Genomic DNA, 2,224 nt, shown 5'->3' with positions numbered 1-2,224 from the left:
CGGCGACCAGCGCGACGGCAATACCCAGGTACGCGATCAACCCCGGCCGCTCACCGAAAGCGAAGCCGACGAGCACCGGAATGCCCGCCACCAGAACAGCTGTCAGCGGCGAGACCACCGACATGGGGCCGGTTGCCAGCGCGAGATAGAACCACCAGACCGCCAGACCACTCGTGACGCCCGCGATCGCACCCCAGATCAGACCGTTCGGCGTCAGCGTCCCGGATACGAAAGGTGCTGCGATCAGAACGATGACGAGCGAGAGTGGATACGAGACGATCACCACACGCAGTGCGGCAACTCGTCGTGACGCAACTCCCCCGACGAAGTCGCTGACTCCGTAGGCAACTGCCGCCACGAGGGCAAGCAGGATGGAGGTCAGCGCATGCCCTTGATACGACGACCGAGCTCGCGGGTCACCTCGCGCTCGGCGGTGCGCTTGGCCATGTCCTGGCGCTTGTCGTAGTCCTGCTTACCCTTTGCCAGTGCGAGTTCGACCTTGACCTTGCCGTCGTTGAAGTACATCGACAGCGGGACCAGCGTCTGGTTTCCCTCGCGGGTCTTGCCGACGAGGTGCTCGATTTCACGCTTGTGCAGCAGGAGCTTTCGGGTACGACGTGGCGAATGGTTGTTCCACGTGCCTTGCGTGTACTCCGGAATGTGCAACGAGCGCAACCACACTTCGCCGTTGTCCACCGTGGCGAACGCGTCGACGAGCGACGCCTTGCCTTCCCGCAGACTCTTGACCTCGGTCCCGACGAGAGCGATGCCGGCCTCGTAGGTGTCGATGATCGTGTAGTTGTGGCGTGCTTTGCGATTGGTCGCAATGACCTTGCGGCCCTTTTCCTTCACTGTCCGGGCCTCTCAGTCCGCTGTCTTGCTGTCGAATGGTTCTTGCTGTTCCAGCATAGAAGCTCGTGCAAACCGATTATTCGCGGACGTACAGACGCAGCGTCACGTACGCCGTCACCGCGGCCATTCCGACACCGGCAAGTACGAGGATCGGCGAGACGAACAGCACGTCACTGTTGGATATCCGCGCCACGATGTTTGCTTCGTAGACGTCGGACAGGACCCCGTCGATGAAGACGTTCTTCGCCGTGAACAGTCCGGCAATGGCGAGCACCGCACCGATCAAGGCCGCTACGACGGCTTCGAGGAGGAACGGAAGCTGGGTGTACCACCGCGTCGCGCCGACCAACCGCATGATGTTGACCTCGGTACGACGCGTGAACGCGGCGATCTGGACCATGTTGGCGATGAGCAGGATGGCCGCGATCGCCTGGACGATCGCGATCGCGAACGCTGCGTTGCGCACTCCACCGAGCACGCTGAACAGTCGGTCCACCAACTCGCGCTGATTGAGCACACTCTCGACGCCGGGCCTCGAACCGAAGGTGTCGTTGATGACGCCGAACCGCTCCGGGTCACTGAGCTTGACCTTGAACGACGCCGGGAAGCTGTCCGGGCTCACCAGGGCTGCCAGTTCGGGCTGGTCCTTGAAGACGCGCTCGGTGGCGTCCTTCACGGCGTCTTCGCGGTTGAGGTACTGAACCGCGACGACGGACGGAGTCTGCTCGAGTTCCTTGCGCAACGAACTGCAGATCTCCTGCTCGCAACCGGGATCGGCCGAAGAGATGTCGTCGGTCAGGAAGATCTGCACCTCGACGCGTTCGAGGAAGATCTGCTGGGTCTTTCCTGCCATCTGCACGACCAGCAGACCGCCGCCGAAGAGTCCGAGGGAGATCGCCGTCGTCAAGATCATGGCGATGGTCATCGTGATGTTGCGGCGTAGGCCGGTCAGGACTTCGCTGAAAATAAAGCTGGCGCGCATCGGGGAATCCGATTCCTTTTCGAGAGGCCGGTTGTTTCACGACAACCGGTGGGCGTACGGGACGTGTGGTCGTAGTCGGCGCTACCTGCCGACGCCGTACACACCCCGCGCTTCGTCTCTGGTCACCTTGCCGAGATCGAGTTCGATGACGCGTCGACGCATGGAGTCGACGATGTGGTGATCGTGGGTCGCCATCACGACGGTGGTGCCGGTGCGGTTGATCCGCTCGAGCAGCAGCATGATGTCCTGGCTCGTTTCGGGGTCCAGGTTGCCGGTGGGCTCGTCGGCGAGCAGCACGAGAGGGCGGTTCACGAATGCGCGGGCGATGGCGACGCGCTGCTGCTCACCGCCGGAGAGTTCGGTGGGCAGTCGATCGGCTTTGCCGGCCAG

Annotated in this window: 4 protein-coding genes; all 4 read right to left on the bottom strand. The window is 62.7% G+C overall.

Annotation, left to right across the window (positions count from 1 at the left end; translation table 11 throughout):
• Window positions 1–358, bottom strand: a 358-nt coding sequence (locus A2J01_RS09985; RefSeq protein WP_231915759.1) for an EamA family transporter, incomplete at its 3' end; no start/stop codon positions are given.
• A gap of 20 nt (window positions 359–378) precedes the next feature.
• Window positions 379–852, bottom strand: coding sequence for an SsrA-binding protein SmpB (gene smpB / locus A2J01_RS09980; RefSeq protein ID WP_003942330.1), 474 nt, complete (start codon window positions 850–852; stop codon window positions 379–381).
• A gap of 76 nt (window positions 853–928) precedes the next feature.
• On the bottom strand, window positions 929–1,834 hold the full coding sequence (ftsX, locus tag A2J01_RS09975; RefSeq protein ID WP_003942367.1) for a permease-like cell division protein FtsX: 906 nt from the start codon (window positions 1,832–1,834) through the stop codon (window positions 929–931).
• Between the two features lie 81 nt (window positions 1,835–1,915).
• Window positions 1,916–2,224: cell division ATP-binding protein FtsE (locus A2J01_RS09970; RefSeq protein ID WP_156519229.1), on the bottom strand; the 309-nt coding region annotated here is incomplete at its 5' end.

It is taken from the genome of Rhodococcus sp. EPR-134 (assembly GCF_001647205.1).
In the GTDB taxonomy this organism is placed as follows: domain Bacteria; phylum Actinomycetota; class Actinomycetes; order Mycobacteriales; family Mycobacteriaceae; genus Rhodococcus_F; species Rhodococcus_F qingshengii.
Note: the sequence above shows the minus strand (reverse complement) of the source record. Positions and strands in the feature narration are given on the sequence as shown.